The organism is Streptomyces sp. NPDC003247, assembly GCF_042888135.1.
Lineage (GTDB): Bacteria > Actinomycetota > Actinomycetes > Streptomycetales > Streptomycetaceae > Streptomyces.
On the sequence record NZ_JBIAPF010000007.1, the window covers coordinates 400,404 to 418,863 of the forward strand.

15 protein-coding genes are annotated in these 18,460 nt (G+C 74.7%); 7 read left to right on the forward strand and 8 right to left on the reverse strand.

Annotated features, from left to right (window positions below; translation table 11 throughout):
• Positions 1-35: 35 nt before the first annotated feature.
• Together ACFYWQ_RS25325 and ACFYWQ_RS25330 are read right to left on the reverse strand one after the other, a co-directional pair.
• Positions 36-458 (reverse strand): phage tail protein, encoded by a 423-nt coding sequence (locus tag ACFYWQ_RS25325; protein WP_389519138.1) that lies wholly within the window; start codon positions 456-458, stop codon positions 36-38.
• A gap of 72 nt (positions 459-530) precedes the next feature.
• Positions 531-1,805 (reverse strand): hypothetical protein, encoded by a 1,275-nt coding sequence (locus ACFYWQ_RS25330; protein ID WP_389519139.1) that lies wholly within the window; start codon positions 1,803-1,805, stop codon positions 531-533.
• A 172-nt stretch (positions 1,806-1,977) separates the two neighbouring features.
• Between ACFYWQ_RS25330 and ACFYWQ_RS25335 the strand changes: the two genes are divergently transcribed.
• Positions 1,978-2,661: a hypothetical protein gene (locus tag ACFYWQ_RS25335; protein WP_389519140.1), complete on the forward strand. Its 684-nt coding sequence runs from the start codon at positions 1,978-1,980 to the stop codon at positions 2,659-2,661.
• 327 nt (positions 2,662-2,988) lie between these two features.
• Positions 2,989-3,573, forward strand: coding sequence for a hypothetical protein (locus ACFYWQ_RS25340; RefSeq protein ID WP_389519141.1), 585 nt, complete (start codon positions 2,989-2,991; stop codon positions 3,571-3,573).
• Between the two features lie 842 nt (positions 3,574-4,415).
• Here the strand turns inward: ACFYWQ_RS25340 and ACFYWQ_RS25345 are convergent.
• From ACFYWQ_RS25345 to ACFYWQ_RS25360, 4 genes are read right to left on the reverse strand one after another with little or no spacing between them, the layout of a single operon-like run.
• Positions 4,416-4,574, reverse strand: a complete 159-nt coding sequence (locus ACFYWQ_RS25345; RefSeq protein ID WP_389519142.1) for a DUF6760 family protein — start codon at positions 4,572-4,574, stop codon at positions 4,416-4,418.
• Entirely contained in the window at positions 4,571-5,065 is a 495-nt protein-coding gene (locus ACFYWQ_RS25350) for a hypothetical protein (protein WP_389519143.1), read from the reverse strand. The genes ACFYWQ_RS25345 and ACFYWQ_RS25350 overlap by 4 nt, the downstream gene beginning before the upstream one ends.
• Positions 5,065-5,508, reverse strand: coding sequence for a phage tail protein (locus ACFYWQ_RS25355; protein WP_389519144.1), 444 nt, complete (start codon positions 5,506-5,508; stop codon positions 5,065-5,067). Before ACFYWQ_RS25355 ends, ACFYWQ_RS25350 begins: the two co-directional genes overlap by 1 nt.
• Positions 5,509-5,568: 60 nt before the next feature.
• Positions 5,569-7,173 (reverse strand): phage tail sheath subtilisin-like domain-containing protein, encoded by a 1,605-nt coding sequence (locus ACFYWQ_RS25360; RefSeq protein ID WP_389519145.1) that lies wholly within the window; start codon positions 7,171-7,173, stop codon positions 5,569-5,571.
• Positions 7,174-7,395: 222 nt separating this feature from the next.
• On the opposite strand from ACFYWQ_RS25360, the gene ACFYWQ_RS25365 reads away from it, so the two are divergent.
• The 5 genes from ACFYWQ_RS25365 (at position 7,396) to ACFYWQ_RS25385 (ending at position 15,558) form a co-directional block, all read left to right on the forward strand.
• The gene (locus ACFYWQ_RS25365; RefSeq protein WP_389519146.1) at positions 7,396-9,117 is read left to right on the forward strand and encodes a DUF4157 domain-containing protein; all 1,722 of its coding nucleotides are present in this window, start codon (positions 7,396-7,398) and stop codon (positions 9,115-9,117) included.
• 113 nt (positions 9,118-9,230) lie between these two features.
• Positions 9,231-10,796 carry a peptidoglycan-binding protein gene (locus ACFYWQ_RS25370; RefSeq protein WP_389519147.1) on the forward strand — a complete coding sequence of 522 codons (1,566 nt, stop codon included), beginning with the start codon at positions 9,231-9,233 and terminating at the stop codon, positions 10,794-10,796.
• A 218-nt stretch (positions 10,797-11,014) separates the two neighbouring features.
• Entirely contained in the window at positions 11,015-12,427 is a 1,413-nt protein-coding gene (locus ACFYWQ_RS25375) for a hydrolase (protein WP_389519148.1), read from the forward strand.
• 179 nt (positions 12,428-12,606) lie between these two features.
• Positions 12,607-14,040, forward strand: a complete 1,434-nt coding sequence (locus ACFYWQ_RS25380) for an RICIN domain-containing protein (RefSeq protein WP_389519149.1) — start codon at positions 12,607-12,609, stop codon at positions 14,038-14,040.
• 135 nt (positions 14,041-14,175) lie between these two features.
• Entirely contained in the window at positions 14,176-15,558 is a 1,383-nt protein-coding gene (locus tag ACFYWQ_RS25385; RefSeq protein ID WP_389519150.1) for a ricin-type beta-trefoil lectin domain protein, read from the forward strand.
• Between the two features lie 81 nt (positions 15,559-15,639).
• On the opposite strand, the gene ACFYWQ_RS25390 is transcribed toward ACFYWQ_RS25385, so the two are convergent.
• Together ACFYWQ_RS25390 and ACFYWQ_RS25395 are read right to left on the reverse strand one after the other, a co-directional pair.
• On the reverse strand, positions 15,640-17,682 hold the full coding sequence (locus ACFYWQ_RS25390) for an ATP-binding protein (RefSeq protein ID WP_389519151.1): 2,043 nt from the start codon (positions 17,680-17,682) through the stop codon (positions 15,640-15,642).
• On the reverse strand, positions 17,679-18,332 hold the full coding sequence (locus ACFYWQ_RS25395; RefSeq protein WP_389519152.1) for a DUF4255 domain-containing protein: 654 nt from the start codon (positions 18,330-18,332) through the stop codon (positions 17,679-17,681). The genes ACFYWQ_RS25390 and ACFYWQ_RS25395 overlap by 4 nt, the downstream gene beginning before the upstream one ends.
• Positions 18,333-18,460 lie beyond the last annotated feature (128 nt).

The window sequence follows — 18,460 nt, forward strand, 5'->3', positions numbered from 1 at the left end:
TGCTTCCGTCCTCTCCCGTGGTCCGCTGGGGGCCGTCAGTCCGTGAATCCGTGGTGGGTGATCTCCAGGACCTCCGTGGCGACGGCCGGGTTGGCCGGGTCCAGGGTCGGCCCCTGCCAGCTGACCGGCAGGACGTCGATCAGTCCCCACCGGGCGACCTCCGAGCCGTCCGCGCGCAGCGCGGCGATCTGGGCGGTGGGCCGGGTGACGCCCGTGGTGATCGAGGAGATCCACGCGGCGACCTTGCTGGTGTCCGGGGTGAGCGGGCGGGTCAGCTTGATGTTGGAGAAGGTGACGCGGGAGGGGAGCTGCCAGACGAAGCCGTTGTTGCCGCCTTCCTGGCGCTGCTCGATCTCCACCGAGGACGACAGTCCCTCGCACCCGTTGAAGTACCCGAGGCTCTCGCCGTCGATGGTCAGGGTGAAGTAGATGGCGGAGCCCGGATCGAGATCGGACATCGAGAGGGCCTTTCTGGGCGGCCGGTAGGGACGTGCGGAACGGTGACGCGCGTGGGGCGCGGCTGCGGGTGCTCAGCCGCGGGGGTCGCGGAGTCTGCCGATCCGCTCCCGGTCGAGCCGTAGTTCGGTACGGAGCAGTCGGGTGATCCGGCCGGTCAGCCGGTGGGTCAGCTCGTCGAGCTGGAAGTCGGTGAGCGCCCGGGGATCGAAGGCGCCCTTGGGCACCTCGGTGTAGGCGGGCGGTGGCGTCGACGCGCCGCCGGTTCGCTGGTGGCCGGTGGGGGGATCGTGGGGCGGCGCCGAACCGGTGGACGTGACCGCGGGCGCGTTGCGTCGCTGGACCGCGGGAGGCGCGGAAGCCGGGGGAGCCGAGTGCGGCGGCACGGCCGCGGACCGCTGGACGGCCGGGGGCGCCGCGACGGTGGGGAACGGCGGGGCGGCGGCCGGAGCGATGGGGTGCGCCGTGGAGGGGAACGGCTGGGAGGCCGCGGTGACGGGGTGCGCCGTGGACGGGAACGGCTGCGGGTCCGCGACGACGGGCGGCAGCGACCGGCGCTGCACGGCGGGCGGCAGCGCGCTCGCGGGCATGGGCCGGGCGACGGGCTGCGGCTCCGCGCCGGGCGGGGTACGGCGCAGCGGTACGGCGGCCGGAACCGCCCGGCGCTGCACCTGGGGCGCGGACGCCGGCCGGTACGCGGCCGGTTCCACCGGCGGTGGCGTGGCGGCGACGGCGCGCTGAACGGGGGCGGGGGCGGCGGGCCGGGGCGGCAGGGCGGTGGTGTGCCGTACCACGGGGGCCGGGCCGGGTGTCGGGCCGGCGGTGTGCGGCGGCGCGACCGGTGAGGGTGCGGGGGCGGCGACGTGCCGGCCGGGGGGAGCCGGCAGGGGCGCGTGCGGGGTGGCCGGTGCGGCGGTGCGCTGAACGGCGGGCGGCATGGCGGGGCTCGGGGCGGCGGGCGCCGACGGGTGCGTGTGCGGCGGGGTCGCGCCGGTGGGGGCCACGGCTGCGGCCTCGGCCGGCCGGGTCGGGTGCGGCGCGGTGGCCGGTGCCGGTCGGGTGGGGGTGGCGCGCTGTACGACGGGGGCGCCGAGCGGCTTCGCGTCGGCCGGGCGGGCGGTGAGCGGGGCGCCGAGCGTGGGGCGTTGCCGCAGCGGCGAGGGGCCGGCGGTGTCCGTCCGGTCGGGGGCGGTCACCTCGCGGGACCGGGGGGCACCGAGCGCGGAGGCGCGCTGGACGGCGGGGCGCGGTCCGTCGGCCCGTGAGCCGGCCTGCGCGGGCGGTCGGCCGACGGGCACCGGGGCGGCTGCGGCGGCGGGGGGAACGGCTGGTCCGGGGCTGTTGTTCACGGGCGTCCCTGGGGTGGATGCCGGCGCCGGCACGGAGGCCGGTGCGGTGCGCTGTACGGCGGGCGTGCCGGGGCCGGCGTGCGGACGTACGGGAGCGGGAGCGGGGGCCGGGGCGGTGGAGGAGGCGGCGGGGCGCGTCGGTGTGCCCGTTGCGGTGCGCTGTACGGCGGGCGTGACGGCCGGAGCCGGTGCGGTGGCCGGGGTGGAGCGCTGTACGGGAGCCGGGCCCGTCGGGGCGGGGCTCGTCGGCGGTACGGGAGCCGGGCTCGTCGGCGGTACGGCCGGGGTGGCGCTCTGTACGGGCGTGGACACCGGTGACGGCGCGGGCGCCGGACCGGTCCGCCGCGCGGGGGCCGGTTCCGCGGTGGCCGGGCTCGCGGGCGGCGGCACGGCGACGGGAGCGTTCACCGGGGAGGACGGGGTGTGCTGGACGGGGGACGCGGCCGGTACGACGGGAGTCGCTGCGGGCGTGCCGGGGGCCGGAGCGGGGGTGGTCCGCCCGGTGCGCTGGACCGGGGCCGGGGTCGGTGCACCGGCGGAGCCCGCCGGAGAGGACGTGGCGGGCGGGGTGGGCCGCTCGGCGCGCTGTGGGGGAGGGGCGGGCGTGGCCGGGGCGCCGGGGGCGGGTGTGGCAGAGGTGGTGTGCCGGGCCGGGGACCCCGGGGCGGGCGTGGCCGGGGTGGCGCGCTGGACGGGAGCGGCGGTCGGCTTCGTGGCGCGCTGGACGGGAGTCGCGGGAGTCGCGGGGGATGCGGTGGCGCCGGGTGCGGGTACGGGCGTCGCCGGGGTGGGGTGCTGGGCCGAGGCGCCCGGGGCGGGTGTGGCCGGGGCGGTGGGCGGTGTCGTGGCGCGCTGAAGGGGGGCCGCGGTGGGCGTGGCCGCGCCCGGGGCGGGCGTGGCCGGGGCCGGCTGCCGGGCCGGTGTGTCCGTGGCGGGTGCCGCCGGACGCGGTGTGGTCCGCTGGACGGGGGCCGGGTGCGGTGCGGTGGGGGCGGGCTCGGGTACCGGGGTGCGCGAGGTGGGGGCACCCAGCCCGAGCCGGCGCGGCGGAGTCGCCCCGGGGGCGACCGCCCGCTGGACGCCGGGCGCGGAACGGGGCGCCGGGGCCGGGGGCGTGATGCGCTGGGAGGCCGCCGGGGTTGCCGGGGCTGCGGCCCCTGCCGGAGCAGGGGACGGAGTGCCGGTGGCCGAGCGGTGTGGCGGGGTGCTGGACGGCACGGGTGCGTTCACCGGGCCACGGGACGGCGCGCTGTCGCTGTCCCGCGCGGCGCGCTGCACGTTCGGCCGGGGGGCGGCCGGCGACGTGGTGCCGCCGGGTGCCGGTGCCGGAGCCGGAGCCGCGGGACGGCCGGTCGTGGCGGCACCGCCGGATGCTCCCGAGCCGGTGCGCGACTCGGTCGCCGAGGTCGCTGAAGACGTCGGCGTCACCGGAGCCGCCGGAGCCGCAGAGGTCGCCGAAGACGCCGAGGTCGCCGACGTCGCTGAAGACGCCGGCGTCACCGGAGCCGCCGAGGTCGCCGCAGGCCCCCCGCTCCTCCGGTTCTCCGGAGCCGGGGTGTCCCGTCGTGCCGCCGTCCGCTGGATCGGGGGCCGGTCGGGAACGCCGGGGCGTCGGGCGGGCTCGGCCGACTGGGGCGCGGCGGCCGCCGGGGTCGTAGAGGCGTCCGGGGTCGTGGCGGCGTTCGGGGTCGGCCCTTCCTGCCGTGTCGCCGTCCGCTGCACCGGGTGCCGGTGCGGGGGGTCGCTCGGGACGGAAGCGGGGGCCTGACCGGGTCGCGGGGTACGGGTGTCTCCCTGCTGCGGCCGTGCCGCCGGGCGCGGCGCCGGGCGTTCGCCCGCCGGTCGCGCCGGTCGTGTCACGGCTCGCTGCACCGAGGGCGCGGCACCCGCGTCCGGAGCGGCCCCGCGCTCGGGCGCGGTCGGCCGCGTACCGGAGACGGCGGGCCGCGGGCTCACTGCCGGGCCCGGAACCGGCTCCTCACCGCTGTCGCTCCCCCCACCGCTGCCGCTCTCCACCGGGGCCGCGCCGGTACCCGAGCCGGTCGGGGCGGTCGCGGTCGTCGGGGCAGGGGGGATGCGGGCCGGCAGCGTACGACGCTGCACCGGCGCCGGTGCGGACTTCGTCAGAGATGCCGGGGCCGGCGTCGGGGGCTGGGGCGGTACCGGGTTGGCGCGGATGCCGTGTGCCGGGAACGACGGTGCGGCCGGCCGCGGGGCGGGCTCCGCCGTCTGCGGTGGTGCGACCGCCGGCCGGGTGCGCGGGGGCTGTTCGACGGAGGCCGGGGCGGAGAGCACGCCGCCCCGGGTGCCGTCCAGCACCGCGTGCGACCGCGTGCCCGCGAAGGTGGGGTTCTGCCAGGTGGCCAGCCGGCCGGCGAACCCCGGGTCCGCGACCCCGGCCGCTCCCGTGGCCGTGCGCTGGATGGGCGGCAGCGCGGGCCAGGCCGCCGGGCGGGGACGTGCCACGGGCACGGCGGGCGCGGGCGTACCCGTGTCCGCCGGTCCCGGTGCACCCGCGCCCGGCGTACCCGTACCCGCGCCCGCCGCGCCGTCCTCGCCCGTCGCCGGAACTCCTCGTCCCGCCCGGAACCGGTCCAGGAACCCCATGTCTCAGCCCTCCGCCCCGCTCCGGGTGACCAGGGTCGTGATCTGGTCCGCGTAACGGCGCCGGTCGTGGTGTTCCAGGTCCAGGATGTCGTCCAGGGCCCAGTGGAAGTGGTAGGCGACGTACGCGATCTCCTCGTGCATGCGGTCGGTCGCGTACGTCACGATTCCCCCAGGCGGCTCCCGCCGAGTTCCACCTCGAAGGGCTCCGAACAGTGCGGGCACTGCACCGAGGCGCGGGTGTGCCCCTCGGCGTTGACCTGGCGGTAGAAGTCCTGGAGGAACGCCAGGTCGGAGGCGAACATGTTCTCCACGATCCCGTCGTGGACCAGGGGGAGCGTGCCCAGGCGGGTGATGACCCGGCCCAGGAGCACCACCGACAGGTACGCGGGGTTCTCCTGGACGCGCATGTCCCGCAGGGGCACCAGTTCGTCGCGGGCCGTGGCCAGGCGCATCACACCGTCGCGGTGGACGGTGCCCGCCTCGTCGACGTAGCCGCGCGGCAGTTCGAAGGGGAACTCCGTCTGCAGGCGGTACGCCTCCGGGGCCGGTGCGGCGGCGGGAACGGGCGCGGGCGCGGCGGCGGGGGCGGGAGCGGGGGAATCCGGGCTGGTCCCCACTCCCGCGTCGGCCGCCCGGACAGCCGTACGGCGCATTACTCGATGACCAGTTCTTCGAACGTGATGGTCACGGTCTCGGTCAGGGCCGACGCCTCGCCGGCCTTGACCGTGCTGGTGTCGATCTTGCTGCACCAGGCGTTGCGCATGTTGTACCGCTTGACCGGGTTGTTCTGGTAGTCCATCACCATGATCGTGGCGTTCTTGCGGGCGGTGCCCATGTCGCCGCGGATGGAGCTGCTGATCCACTCGTTGAACGCCGCGGACTGCGTCATACCGCGCACGACCGTGGCCGTACCGGCCTTCTGCACGCCCGGCATCTTCTTGGTGACCGGCTTGCCCTGCGCGGAGACCTGCTGGTACTCGATGACGTCCTGCTCCATGCTGAGGCCGCTGACCTCGGCGAGGTACTCGACCAGCACGCCGTCGATCTGGAGCCCGAAATTGTGTGATGTGAGGGCGTCACCCGGCTGGAGACTCATCTGGCTGTCCTTCTAGGGGTTCTGGGGGTTGGCGACGGGCTGCGGAGGCGGAGGCGGTGCCTACTCCTCCAGCTCGCCGTTGCCGCTGGAGAACTGGGCCAGCCGGAAGATCACGAACTCGGCGGGCTTGACCGGCGCGATGCCGATCTCGCACACGACCCGGCCGACGTCGACCGACTCCGGCGGGTTGGTCTCCTCGTCGCACTTGACGTAGTACGCGTCCTCGGGCTTGGCGCCGAAGAGGGCGCCGGCGCGCCACTCGTTGACCAGGAACGCCGAGACGTTGCGCCGGATGCGGGCCCACAGCGCGTGGTCGTTCGGCTCGAACACCACCCACTGGGTGCCGATCAGGATCGACTCCTCCAGGTAGTTGAAGTACCGGCGGACGTTCAGGTAGCGCCAGGCCGGGTCGGAGGAGAGGGTGCGGGCACCCCACACGCGGATGCCGCGGCCGGGGAACGCGCGGATGCAGTTCACGCCGATCGGGTTGAGCAGGTCCTGCTCGCCGCGGGTGATCTGGAGCTCCAGGTCGACCGCGCCGCGCACGACCTCGTTGGCGGGGGCCTTGTGCACGCCGCGCTCGGAGTCGTTGCGGGCCCAGATACCGGCCACGTGACCGCTCGGCGGGACCAGGCGGGACTGGCCGGTCGCCGGGTCGAAGGACTTGATCCACGGGTAGTACAGCGCCGCGTACTTGGAGTCGTAGCCGGCGGTCTCCTGGCGCCAGACGCGGATCTGGCGGGCGTTCAGACCGGGCGGCGGGTCGATGATCGCGACGCGGTCGCCCATCAGCTCGCAGTGCGCGATCAGGCCGAGCTGGACGGCCTTCACGGCCTCCAGGTCGATCGCGCCGCGCTGGTAGGCGGCCATCAGGTCGGGGACCGCGACCATGGAGATCTCGTCGACGGCCTCCAGGCCGCCGAAGCCGGTGCGGTCGGCGCTGTCACCGAGGTACTGCGCGGGCCCGGCGGTCTGCGCGGGCTCCTCCCCGGCGGCCGGGGCGGCGGGGCTGCCGACGGCCGGCGCGGCCAGGGCCACCGTCTGGTTCTCGGGGCGGACCAGCTGCGCCGACGGCGCGGCCTCCGCCACGGTGATGAGCTTGGAGCGCTCCTTGACCTGGGTGACGACGTAGGAGCGGTTGCCCTTCTTGGCGGTCACGTCGAACGTCTCGACCGGCTTGTCGCCGTCCTTGACGATCAGCTTGAACCGCTCGGCGGGGCCCTCGCCCTCCGCGTCGGCGACCTCCACGCTCAGCGGGCCGTTCTGCCCGGGCGCGGTGGCGGTGACGGTGAAGGTGCCGAGCTGCGCGGGCTCGGCCGCGGGCAGCGCCGCCCGGGCGGGAGCACCGGACACGGCGGCCGGGGTACCGGCGGACCCGGCGTCACCGGCGGCGCCCGCCGCGGAGCCGCCGACCCGGACGACGTACGCCGCCGAACCGCCGTTGTTGAAGAACCCGTAGACGGAGTGGGCGAGGTAGTACCCGTCGGTGAAGTCACCGAACGCCGCGACGTACTGGCTCCAGTTGGTCACCAGCGTCGGCTCGTTCAGCGGGCCGGTCGGGGCGAGCCCGACGAAGGCCGCCACCGAGGTTCCCACTCCCTCGATCGGGCGTGAGCCGCTGGCCACCTCCTCGACGTATACGCCGGGCGACAGGTAGGACGGCATGCTGTGCTCTCCTCGGGGTACGCGTCAGGTCGGTTCCCACCCTCACGCGCGAAGCGCGTCGTCTGAAACGTCCTCCGGTACCGGACCGGAGGCAGACTCGTTGCCCGGAAGGGCAGACTCCCGGACCGTGCCCCCGTGATTGCCCCGGAGTTCCTTCCGCCGCCCCGCGGCTCCCCGGCATGCTGGGGGATTGACGTCTACCGGCAGTCGAGGGGAGCGCCCGTGCGCGCGCAGGACAGGGACAGCGACCGCGGCAGCAACCAGGCCGCTCCGGGCCGTCCCGTCGGGCGGAACGCCGTCACCGGGCCTGCCGCCGGACTGCTCGCACTCCAGCGGACGGCGGGCAACGCGGCCGTGGCGCAGGCCGTGGCGGAGGAACGCCACCAGCACGACGCGCACTGCGGTCACGCCCCGGCCGTGCAGCGCCGCTCCCTGGTGCACGACGTGCTGCGCACGCCCGGCCGGCCCCTGGACACTCCGCTGCGCACCGAGATGGAGTCACGCTTCGGGGGCGCCGACTTCAGCGGGGTACGCGTCCACTCCGACACCGTCGCCCAGCGGTCGGCGCTGGAGATCGAGGCCAAGGCGTACACCTCCGGACCGCACATCGTCGACGGCGGCTCCATGTCCAAGGAGGACTGGGCGCACGAACTGACCCACTACATCGACCAGCAGGCCGGTCCCGTCCCCGGCAAGGACAACGGCTCCGGCCTGAACGTCTCGGACCCCGGCGACTCGGGAGAGCGCCGGGCGGTGGAGAACGCGCGCCAGGTGATGAGCGGGCCGGTGCCGCCGGTGCAGCGGGTCGCCGCCGACGACGGGCACGGCCCGCACGCGCACGGTCGGCACGGTGCGCACGGCCCCGGCGGGACGGCGGCCGGGGCGACGACGGCGTCGGCGGACGCGCCGGCCGCCGTGCAGCGCACGGTGTGGAAGTACAACGGCAGCACCCGGACCCACGGCCACGTGGGCGGCCAGAACTCGGGCCTGTGGCACGACGAGGCCAACCCGCAGCAGACCCGCAGCACCACCGATCTCGGCCTGAACCCGGACCGGGTGCACCACGGCGACAAGTACGACGACACCACACGGCAGTTGCACGGCAGCGGCAACATCGCCTTCTCCAAGCGCGGCACCTTCGAGGACAGCCCGCAGGCGCACCAGCGGCAGACCGCCTACGCGCAACGGGAGAGGAGGATCCGCCAGGCCGTGGTGGAGTCCAAGCAGCGGATGGCCACCACGTTGCAGATGCTGCACGCGGCCACGCAGGGCGCCCCCCACCCGACGCTGCTGCACGCCCTCCACCGGAGCTTCCCCTTCACCCAGTCGCTCACCCCCGCCCAACTGGTGTCCGTGATCGGGCACATCACCCAGGCGATCACCCGGGTCCAGGCCGGCCTGAACGCGCAGGGCGCGCAGATCGCCGTGGTGGGCACACCGGGCCTCTTCGACATCAACGCCCAGGGGGCCTCCGCGGCCGGAGCGGTCGGCTGGGTGGAGCCGACCATGAGCGAGCGGATCACCAACGCCACCACGAACCGGCTCGCGCCCGAGAACCCGCTGCCGCCCATGGACACGGACCGCACCGGCCCCATCAACCTCAACTTCCAGGGCGACAACGCCTGGTTCGTCATCCACGAGGCCACCCACCGCTTCGCCGGCACCCTCGACTACCAGTACAGCTCGTACGACTTCGAGATCGGCGAGGACGCGGCGGAGAACGCGATGGCGACGCTCCGGACACCGGCCGAGCAGGCCGCACGCATGGCGGAGGTGGTCGGCAACCGCGCCGTCCGGCCGTCCGACGGCTACACCGGCCAGGACGAGAAGTCCCGCCCGGCGAAGCAGCAGAACTGGTACGCCATGGGCCGGCGCGCGCTGATGAACGCCGACTCCTACGCCCAGCTGGTGCTGACCGCGACCGGCGCGACCATGCCCTTGTGAACCGTGCCCCTGTGAACCGTGCCGGCCGGCCTCCGGTGATCCGGTCCTTTCGCGCAGCCTCGCGTGCCCCTTCATCCCCTGGCGCCGCGAAGGGCGTTTCGTAACGTCTTCCTGTGAGCCTTTGGACATCCCTGGAGCCCGCCTCCGTCACGGTCGATCCCGGCAGCCGCGCGACCGTGCGCCTGCGGGTGCGCAACACCGGCGACGTGGTGGACGAGTACCGTTTCGAGCCGGTCGGCGCGGTCGCGCCCTGGACGACCGTGGAGCCGCCGACGCTGCGGCTCTACCCGGGGACGACGGGCACGGTGGAGCTGACCTTCGCCCCGCCCCGCACCCCGGACGCCACGGCCGGCCCGAACCCGTACGCGGTGCGCATCACCCCGACCGAGCAGTCCGACGCGGTCACCGTGCCCGAGGGCACCCTCACCGTCACGCCCTTCAGCGAGCTGCGGGCCGAGCTCGTCCCGCCGACGGTCAAGGGACGGTTCCGGGGGCGGCCGCGCCTCGCGGTCGACAACCTCGGCAACACCCCGCTGACCGCGTCGGTCAGCGGCAGCGACACCGGCGACCACCTGTCGTACGACCTGACTCCCGGCTCGGTCCAGGTGCAGCCCGGCCGGGCCGTGTTCGTGGACGCCACGCTGCGGCCCCGGGAGACCATCTGGTTCGGGTCGAAGGAGCAGCGGCCGTACGCACTGGCCGTGCACCGCTCCGGGGAGAGCCCCGTCACCGTCGACGGGACGTTCGTGCAGCGCGGCGTCCTGCCCCGCTGGCTGGCCACGGTGCTCAGCATCGGCCTGGCGCTGGCGATCACGTTCGTGTCGCTGTGGCTCGGCTACACGCCGCGGGTGAACAGCGGGGCCGTGGAGCACGTGGAGGAGGTCGCCGCCGCCGAACTGCCCGCCGTGCCCACCTCCCAGGCGCCGCTGCCCTCGCCGCAGGCGCCGGAGGCGGCGGCCGGGCAGGACACCGGCGGTGACGGCGACGACGGCGGCGACGGCGGCGAGGAGGACTCCGGCGGAGCCGCCGCGGAGGAGACGGAGCAGGCGGAGCCCGCCGGCCCGCTGCCGTTCCGCGAGGGCGACGGACCCAACCTCTTCGTGCAGTTCGCCCAGTCCAGGATGGCCACCTTCAAATCGACGGACCCCTGCCGGCTGACCGCGGAGCACACCACGGGCGTGATGGACGCGGCGACGGTCGAGGCGCTGAAGTGCTCCCAGCAGAGACTCGACGAGCACTACGGCGGGGTCATGGTGGAGACGGACGGCCTGGGCAACCTGGGCCGCGCCACCATGACGGGCCTGCTGATGGCCCACTTCGGCACGGACACCTCCAGCGTCCAGCCCGGCGACGACAACCCGGACGTGGTGTGGATCAACAGCGTGCTGCTGTGGGCCGGCTACGACACCTACACCGACGACGTCGTCGCCGCCCAGATCCTGACCGTGGGGCAGGACATCCACTACCTGCGCAACGTCGGCAATCGCGCCCACGCCACCGCGGACGACGCCCTGCGCACCCGGGTGATCCTCTACCAGCAGGCGATGGGCCTCTCCGCCACCGGCACCATCGACGCGGACACCTTCGCGCTGCTGCACGCCGGGAAGGTGGTGTCGCAGGACGACCCGGGGACGGTCACCGCCGATCCGTACCCGCCTGCCACGTCCTCGGACCAGTAGCGCGCGGTACGCCGACCGGGCCCTCGGACCGTCCGGGCCCTCGGACCGTCCGGGCCCTCGGACCGTCCGGGCTCCCGGCCATCCGGGCTCCCGACCGTCCGGGCTCCCGACCGTCCGGGCCCCGTAGGCCCTCATGGGACGGGGCGGGAGCCCTTCGGGCAGCGGTCGTGCCCCGCGGGCTCCTGACGCCGTCACCGCCGGGGCCGTAGCGTCGACGGGTGACTCTGTGGACTTCTCTGGAACCGGCCTCCACGACGGTGGACCCGGGTGGCAGTGCCCGGGTGCGGCTGCGGGTGCGCAACACCGGTGACGTGGTGGACGAGTACCGCTTCGAGCCGGTGGGTGCGGTGGCGCCGTGGACGACGGTGGAGCCGCCGACGCTGCGGCTGTATCCGGGGACGACGGGGACGGTGGAGCTGACGTTCGCCCCGCCGCGCACGCCGGACGCGACCGCGGGGCCGAACGCGTACGCGGTGCGGATCACCCCGACCGAGCATCCGGACGCGGTCACCGTGCCGGAGGGCAACCTCACGGTCACGCCGTTCACGGAGGTGCGGGCCGAGCTGGTGCCGCCCGTGGTGAAGGGCCGTTTCCGGGGCCGCCCCCGGCTCGCGATCGACAACCTCGGCAACACGCGCCTGACCGCCTCGCTCAGCGGTTCCGACAACGGTGACCGGCTCGGGTACGAGCTCCAGCCGGCGAACGTGCAGATCGAGCCCGGCCGTGCCGTGTTCGTCGACACGACGCTGCGGCCCCGGGAGACCATCTGGTTCGGGTCGAAGGAGGAGCACCCGTACCGTCTGGCCGTGCGGCGGTCGGGGGCGGAGCCGCTGGAGGTGGACGGGACGTTCGTGCAGCGCGGGTTCCTGCCGCGCTGGCTGGCGACCGCGCTCAGCCTGACCGTCGCGCTGGCCATCGCCTTCGTGATGATCTGGCTCACCTACAAGCCGCAGGTGCGCAGCCTCGCGGCGGAGAAGCTCGCCGAGGCCGGCGTGAGCACCCTCGCGCCGCCCAGCCCGTCGGCCACGATCGAGGCACCGAAGGCCGTCGAGGAGGCACCCGCCGAGGCCGCCGCACCGGCCACCAGCGCGCCCGCCGCCGACGACGGCGACAGCGGGGGCGGCGGCGGGTCGGGCGAGGAGGAGGAGCCGGAGGAGGAGGCGGAGGTGACCGCCGCCACGGCCGTGCAGGAGCTCGCCGCCCGCAGCGACGGCCGGCACATCTGCTACCGCGCCTACGTCGCCGACCAGGGCTGGCAGGACCCGGTGTGCGACGGCGCCGAGGCCGGTACGACGGGCCAGAACCTGCCTGTCAAGGCGCTCAACATCGCCGTGTCCGGGACCGGTGGTGTGTCGGGCAACGGCGCCCACATGGTCGAGGGCTGGAAGACGGGCGACAAGTGGTCGTCGGCGGCCGACGGGATCGACATGTACATCGGGTCCACCAAGGAGGCGGACTCCGCGATGATGGGCTACACCATCAAGGTGACGGACGGCTCCGTCTGCCAGAACGCCCACGTCGCGGACAAGGGCTGGCTGGGGCTGGGCTGCACCGAGGCCGGCAAGTGGGTCTACGGCGGTGCCCCGTTCGACGACCGGAAGCAGCTGGAGGCGGTCCGCTTCACCGTGTGACGTGGACCGCGCCCGGCCGTGTGAGGCGATCGGCCCCGCCGTGTGAGGCGGTCCGCTCCGCCGTGTGAGGCGGTCGGCCCCCGCCGTGGGAGAAGGGCAGGCCCGGTCGTCCCTTTCGGGCACCGGTCCTGCCCCGCCGCTTCCTGACGAGGTATCACGCCCCGCCTTAGCGTCGACAGGTGACTCTGTGGACTTCCCTGGAACCGGCCTCCACGACGGTGGACCCGGGTGGCAGCGCGCGGGTGCGGCTGCGGGTGCGCAACACCGGTGACGTGGTGGACGAGTACCGCTTCGAGCCCGTCGGCGCGGTCGCGCCCTGGACGACGGTGGAGCCGCCGACGCTGCGGCTGTATCCGGGGACGACGGGCACGGTGGAGCTGACGTTCGCCCCGCCACGCACGCCGGACGCGACCGCGGGGCCGAACGCGTACGCGGTACGGATCACGCCCACGGAACACCCCGACGCGGTCACCGTCCCCGAGGGCAACCTCACGGTCACGCCGTTCACGGAGGTGCGGGCCGAGCTGGTGCCGCCGGTGGTGAAGGGCCGCTTCCGGGGCCGTCCCCGGCTCGCGATCGACAACCTCGGCAACACGCGCCTGACCGCCTCGCTCAGCGGCTCCGACAACGGCGACCGGCTCGGGTACGACCTCAAGCCGGCGAACGTGCAGATCGAGCCCGGCCGTGCCGTGTTCGTCGACACGACGCTGCGGCCCCGGCAGATCACCTGGTTCGGGTCCAAGGAGGAGCACCCGTACCGCCTGGCCGTGCGGCGCTCGGGGGCCCAGCCGCTGGACGTGGAAGGGACGTTCGTGCAGCGCGGGTTCCTGCCGCGCTGGCTGGCCACCGCGCTCAGCCTCACCCTCGCGCTCGCCATCGCGTTCATCATGATCTGGCTCACCTACAAGCCGCAGGTGCGCAGCCTCGCGGCGGAGAAGCTCGCCGAGGCGGGGGTGAGCACGCTCGCGCCGCCCAGCCCGTCGGCCACGATCGAGGCACCGTCGGCCGTCGAGGAGGCACCCGTCCAGTCCGTCGCGCCGGCCGCCACCGAGGAAGAGGACGACGGCAGCGGCTCCGGCGGCGGTGAGGCGTCCCCGTCCCCGACGGCGACGAAGAAGGCGGAGAGCGTGCTGCCCGCCATGAAGATCCTGCTGCGCAACACCACCACCAAGAAGTGCGCCGACCTCCCCGGCGAGGGCAAGGGCAGCCTGGACGGCACGGTCCAGCAGTTCACCTGCGACGAGTCCGAGGACGACAACATGCTGTGGAACCTGGAGGTGAAGTACCCGAAGCTCGGACCGGGCGGCCGGCAGCTCTTCCAGATCCGCAACGTCAAGGACCAGCTGTGCATGGACCTGCCGAACTACGGGGCGCAGCCGGTCAGGACCCCCATCACCGAGTTCACCTGTGACGGCACCACCGCCGACAACCAGCTGTGGTGGCTGGAGAAGCAGAAGAGCGGCGCCTACTGGATCCGCAACTACGCCTCCAACAACAAGTGCCTGGACGTGGCCGGCCTCAGCACCGGCGGCGACAACACGAACCTCACCCTGTACGACTGCTCCAACAGCGACGACCAGGAGTGGCTGATCGTCCGGCCCACCTCCGAGTAGGAGCGGGGCGCACGGGGAGCAAGGTCTTCACGGTCCGATGCGGTGTGAACGGGCAGGGCGGTGCGTCCCCTTCGGGCACCGGTCCTGCCCCGCCGCTTCCTGACGGGGCACCGCCGCTCGCCTTAGCGTCGACAGGTGACTCTGTGGACTTCTCTGGAACCGGCTGCCGCGACGGTGGACCCGGGCGGCAGTACGACCGTACGGCTGCGGGTGCGCAACACCGGTGACGTCGTCGACGAGTACCGCTTCGAGCCCGTCGGCACGGTGGCGCCCTGGACGACCGTGGAGCCGCCGACGCTGCGGCTCTACCCCGGTACGACGGGCACGGTGGAGCTGACCTTCGCCCCGCCCCGCACCCCGGACGCGACCGCGGGCCCGAACCCGTACGCGGTACGGATCACGCCGACGGAGAACCCGGACGCGGTCACCGTCCCCGAGGGGAACCTGACGATCACGCCGTTCACGGAGGTGCGGGCCGAGCTGGTGCCGCCCGTGGTGAAGGGCCGTTTCCGGGGGCGGCCGCGCCTCGCGGTCGACAACCTCGGCAACACCCGGCTGACCGCGTCGGTCGCCGGTTCCGACACCGGGGACCACCTGTCGTACGAGATCCGGCCGGGCAGTGTGCAGATCGAGCCCGGCCGTGCCGTGTTCGTCGACACCGCGCTGCGGCCCCGGCAGATCATCTGGTTCGGGTCGAAGGAGCAGCGGCCGTACGCGCTGACCGTGCAGCGGTCGGGCGAGCTGCCGCTGACGGTGGACGGGACGTTCGTGCAGCGCGGGTTCCTGCCCCGCTGGCTGGCCACCGTGCTCAGCGTGAGCATGGCGCTGGCCATCGCGTTCGTCATGATCTGGATCGCGTACAAGCCGCAGGTCAACAGCCGTGCCACCGAGCAGCTCGCCGAGGCGGGCAGCACCTCGCTGCCCAGTCCGGCCGTCTCCTCGCCGTCCGTGCCGAACACGGACTCCTCCGCCGAGTCCGTGCCCTCGGTCACGGTGCCGTCCGAGGACGCGCAGGAGCAGGACACCGGCTCCGGCACGAGCGGTTCCTCGTCGTCCTCCGGCGGCGGTTCGAGCAGCTCGGGCGGCGGCGGATCGGACACGGAGTCCACCCCCGAGGCCGTCCCCGGCACGCAGATCATCGGGCAGGCCTCCAACCGCTGCATCGACGTGACCGACTCCCAGGACGGCGAGGGCCGCGACGGCACCCCGCTCCAGATCTACGACTGCGCCGGCACCGCCAACCAGAAGTGGGACTTCCGGGGCGACGGCACCGTCCGCTCGCTGGGCATGTGCATGGACGTCGCGTGGGGGTCGAGCGAGGACGGGGCCGTCATCCAGCTCGCCCGGTGCAGCGGCAACCCCGCCCAGCAGTTCGTGCTGAGCGTCGACGGCGACCTGGTGAACCCGCAGGCCGACAAGTGCGTCGACGCCAAGGACAACGGCACCGGCAACAACACCAAGCTCCAGCTGTGGACGTGCGCGGGGACCCCCAACCAGAAGTGGCGGGTCGAGGACTGAGGCGTCCAGGACTGACGCGTCCAGGACTGACGCGTCCAGGACTGACGCGTCCAGGACTGACGGGGCCCGGCAGGGGCAGGGCTACCAGTTGGCCTCTCCGGGGACCAGGCGGCCCGCCTTGCGGTACTCGCGGCGGGCGCCCTCCAGCAGGTCCCCGTCGCCGACCGGCTCGTCCCGCGCCGCGGCCAGGTAGGCGGCGGTGACCACCGCGCTGCGGATCGAGCCGCCGGCCAGCTCGAACTCCTTGGCCAGCGGGGACGGGTCGATGCCGGGCGCGCACGGCACGTGGGAGAGCCCGTGCCGCCACAGGGCCAGGCGCTGCTCGGGGTCCGGGAACGGGAAGTCGACCACCAGGTCCAGCCGGCGGGTGAACGCCTCGTCGATGTTGGCGCGCAGGTTGGTGGTGAGCAGCGCGATGCCGTCGAAGGACTCCAGCCGCTGGAGCAGGTAGGCGCTCTCCATGTTGGCGTACCGGTCGTGCGAGTCCTTGACCTCGGAGCGCTTGCCGAAGACCGCGTCGGCCTCGTCGAAGAGGAGCACGGCGTCGGTGCGGTCGGCCTCGGTGAAGATCCGCTCCAGGTTCTTCTCCGTCTCGCCGACGTACTTGTCGACGACCGAGGAGAGCTGGACGACGTACAGGTCCAGGCCGAGTTCGGCGGCCACGACCTCCGCGGACAGCGTCTTGCCGGTGCCGGACTCCCCGGCGAACAGGCCCAGCACGCCCCGGCCCCGCCCGCCGCCCGCGCTCAGCCGCCAGTCGCCCAGGACCCGGTCGCGGTGGCGGGCGCGCAGGGCGAGCTCGCGGAGCTGGGTGAGGGGGCGGTCGGGCAGGACGAGGTCGTCCCAGGTGACGTCGGGGCGGATGCGGCGGGCGTGCCGTTCCAGGCCGGACGCCGACTGCTGGCGGGCGGCCAGGCGGATGTGGGCGGCGGTGAGCGGCCCGCCTTCCAGGGCGGCGAGCCCGAGGGCGGCGTGCGCGGCCCGCGCCACCCGTTCCCCGCCGAGCCGGTACGGCGCCACGGCGGTCGCCAGGTCGAACGCGTCGGCGTCCGGGCCGAGCGCCGCGGCCCAGGCGGCGGTGCCGCCCGCGCGGCGGCGGGGGGCGTCCAGGACCAGCGGGTCGCGGACGCTCCAGTGCGGGTCGTAGGGGCGCGGGTCGGACAGCAGCACGGTCACGTCCGTCGCCGCCGTCAGCGCCGAGATCAGCGGGCCCGGCTGCTCGGGCAGACCGGACAGGACGATCGCGCGGCCGCCGAGCCGGGCCTCGCGCAGCAGCTCGGGGACGCGGTCCTCGGGGCCGGTGTAGCGCAGCGCGCCGAGACCGGCGGCGGCCAGGGCGGCGGCGACGCAGGCCAGACCGTCGCCCTCGCGGTGCTCGCGCAGGTGGACGGTGAGGGGGCCGCGCCGCAGCCGGGCGGCGAGCCGGGCCACGAAGTCCTCGTCGTCGGCGGGGAGCAGCTCCGGCAGGGGCAGCAGGTGGCCGTGCAGGGCGGCGTCCGGGGTGTCGTCGCCGAGCAGGTGGGCCAGGACCCGGTCGGGGACGCGCAACGACCGGGACAGGAAGGGGCGTTCGGGCTCCTCCACGTCCAGCAGGCCGAGGGCGCGCAGGGGCGCCGCGGAGTGGAACCGGGCCCGGGCCGCCGCGAGGTGCACGGGCGCCCCGCACAGCTCCAGCGCGAGCCCGACGGTCGCCCGCCGGCGGCTCACGTCGTCGTTGAGGTAGCCGTAGAGCGGCTCGAAACCGCGGTCGAGATCGGGGGCGAGCGCGATGAGCAGGACCGCCGTGTCGAGGGCGGTGAGGGGGAGGCGGGCGGCCAGCCGGTCGAGAGGGTCGTGGGGGGTGTGCGGGTCGTGGGGGTCGTGCGGGGTGTGCGGGTCGTGGGGGTCGTGCGGGGTGTGCGGGGCGTGGGGGGTGTCTCCCGCCTGTGCCTCCCCGGACGGGTCGGCCGTCGCCGTGCTCAGCAGGTGGCGTACCGCCTCCTCCGACAGGTACAGGCCGCGCAGCGGGTCGTCGGCGGTGGGGTCGGTGGCGGTGCGGTGGTCGACCAGGGCGGCGACCCGGTCGCGCAGACCGGCCAGGCGGGAGAGCAGGGCGGGACCGCCCGCCGGGGGAACGTCCGTCATCGCCGCTCCCGCGCCTCACGGGCCGCCGCCACCTGGTGCGGGCGGTGGGCGCGTTCCCCGGAGGAGGGCGGGTCGCCGTCCAGGCCGCGGACGCGGACGGCCGCGCCCTCGGTGACCGGCGGTCCGGCGTCGTACTCGGGGTACGCCGGGAAGGGCGCGGTCACCACCAGGTCCAGGGACGGCTTGAGCTCACCGCCGAGCGCGGACCAGATCTCGGCGAGGGAACGCGACTCGGTGTGCAGACCGGCCACGGTCATCGGCACGGCGAGCCCCAGGGCGCCCAGGGCGCCGGGGAGTTCGTCGGCGGGGAGCAGCTCGCGCGGCAGCAGCGTCGCCAGGACCGCGGACAGCAGCCGGTGTTCGTCCTGCGGGGTGCGGGTCCAGGCGGTCACCAGGTACGACAGGCGGAACCAGCGCGGCGGTTGGCGGCGGCGTACGACGATGTCCCGCTCGTCGCGCACCGAGATCTGGCCGCGCTGCCGACGGGACACGTCCTCGCGGATGTCGTACAAGTAGGTGTTGATCGTGGGGGCGTTGCGGCGGGCCGCCCAGTCGCGGGTCGGGGCCTCGAAGGAGACGTCGATGCCGGAGCCGGCCAGCGCACCGCCGCCGAGGAGGCCTTTGAGGACCTCGTCCACCTCGTGGATCACCGTCGTGCGCTCCTCAACCGCCCTGCTCGCCGGGCCTTTTCACCCACCGTGCCGATCGTGCCGTCCGGACCGCGCCGACCGCAGGCGCGCCGGGGTCGGCGGGCGGGCAGGGGGCGTTGCCCGCGTGT

Coding starts and splice junctions, on each gene's coding strand:
- ACFYWQ_RS25325 (WP_389519138.1), bottom strand. CDS start 458: ATGTCCGATCTCGATCCGGGCTCCGCCATCTACTTCACCCTGACCATC.
- ACFYWQ_RS25350 (WP_389519143.1), bottom strand. CDS start 5,065: ATGCGCCGTACGGCTGTCCGGGCGGCCGACGCGGGAGTGGGGACCAGC.
- ACFYWQ_RS25355 (WP_389519144.1), bottom strand. CDS start 5,508: ATGAGTCTCCAGCCGGGTGACGCCCTCACATCACACAATTTCGGGCTC.
- ACFYWQ_RS25360 (WP_389519145.1), bottom strand. CDS start 7,173: ATGCCGTCCTACCTGTCGCCCGGCGTATACGTCGAGGAGGTGGCCAGC.
- ACFYWQ_RS25390 (WP_389519151.1), bottom strand. CDS start 17,682: ATGACGGACGTTCCCCCGGCGGGCGGTCCCGCCCTGCTCTCCCGCCTG.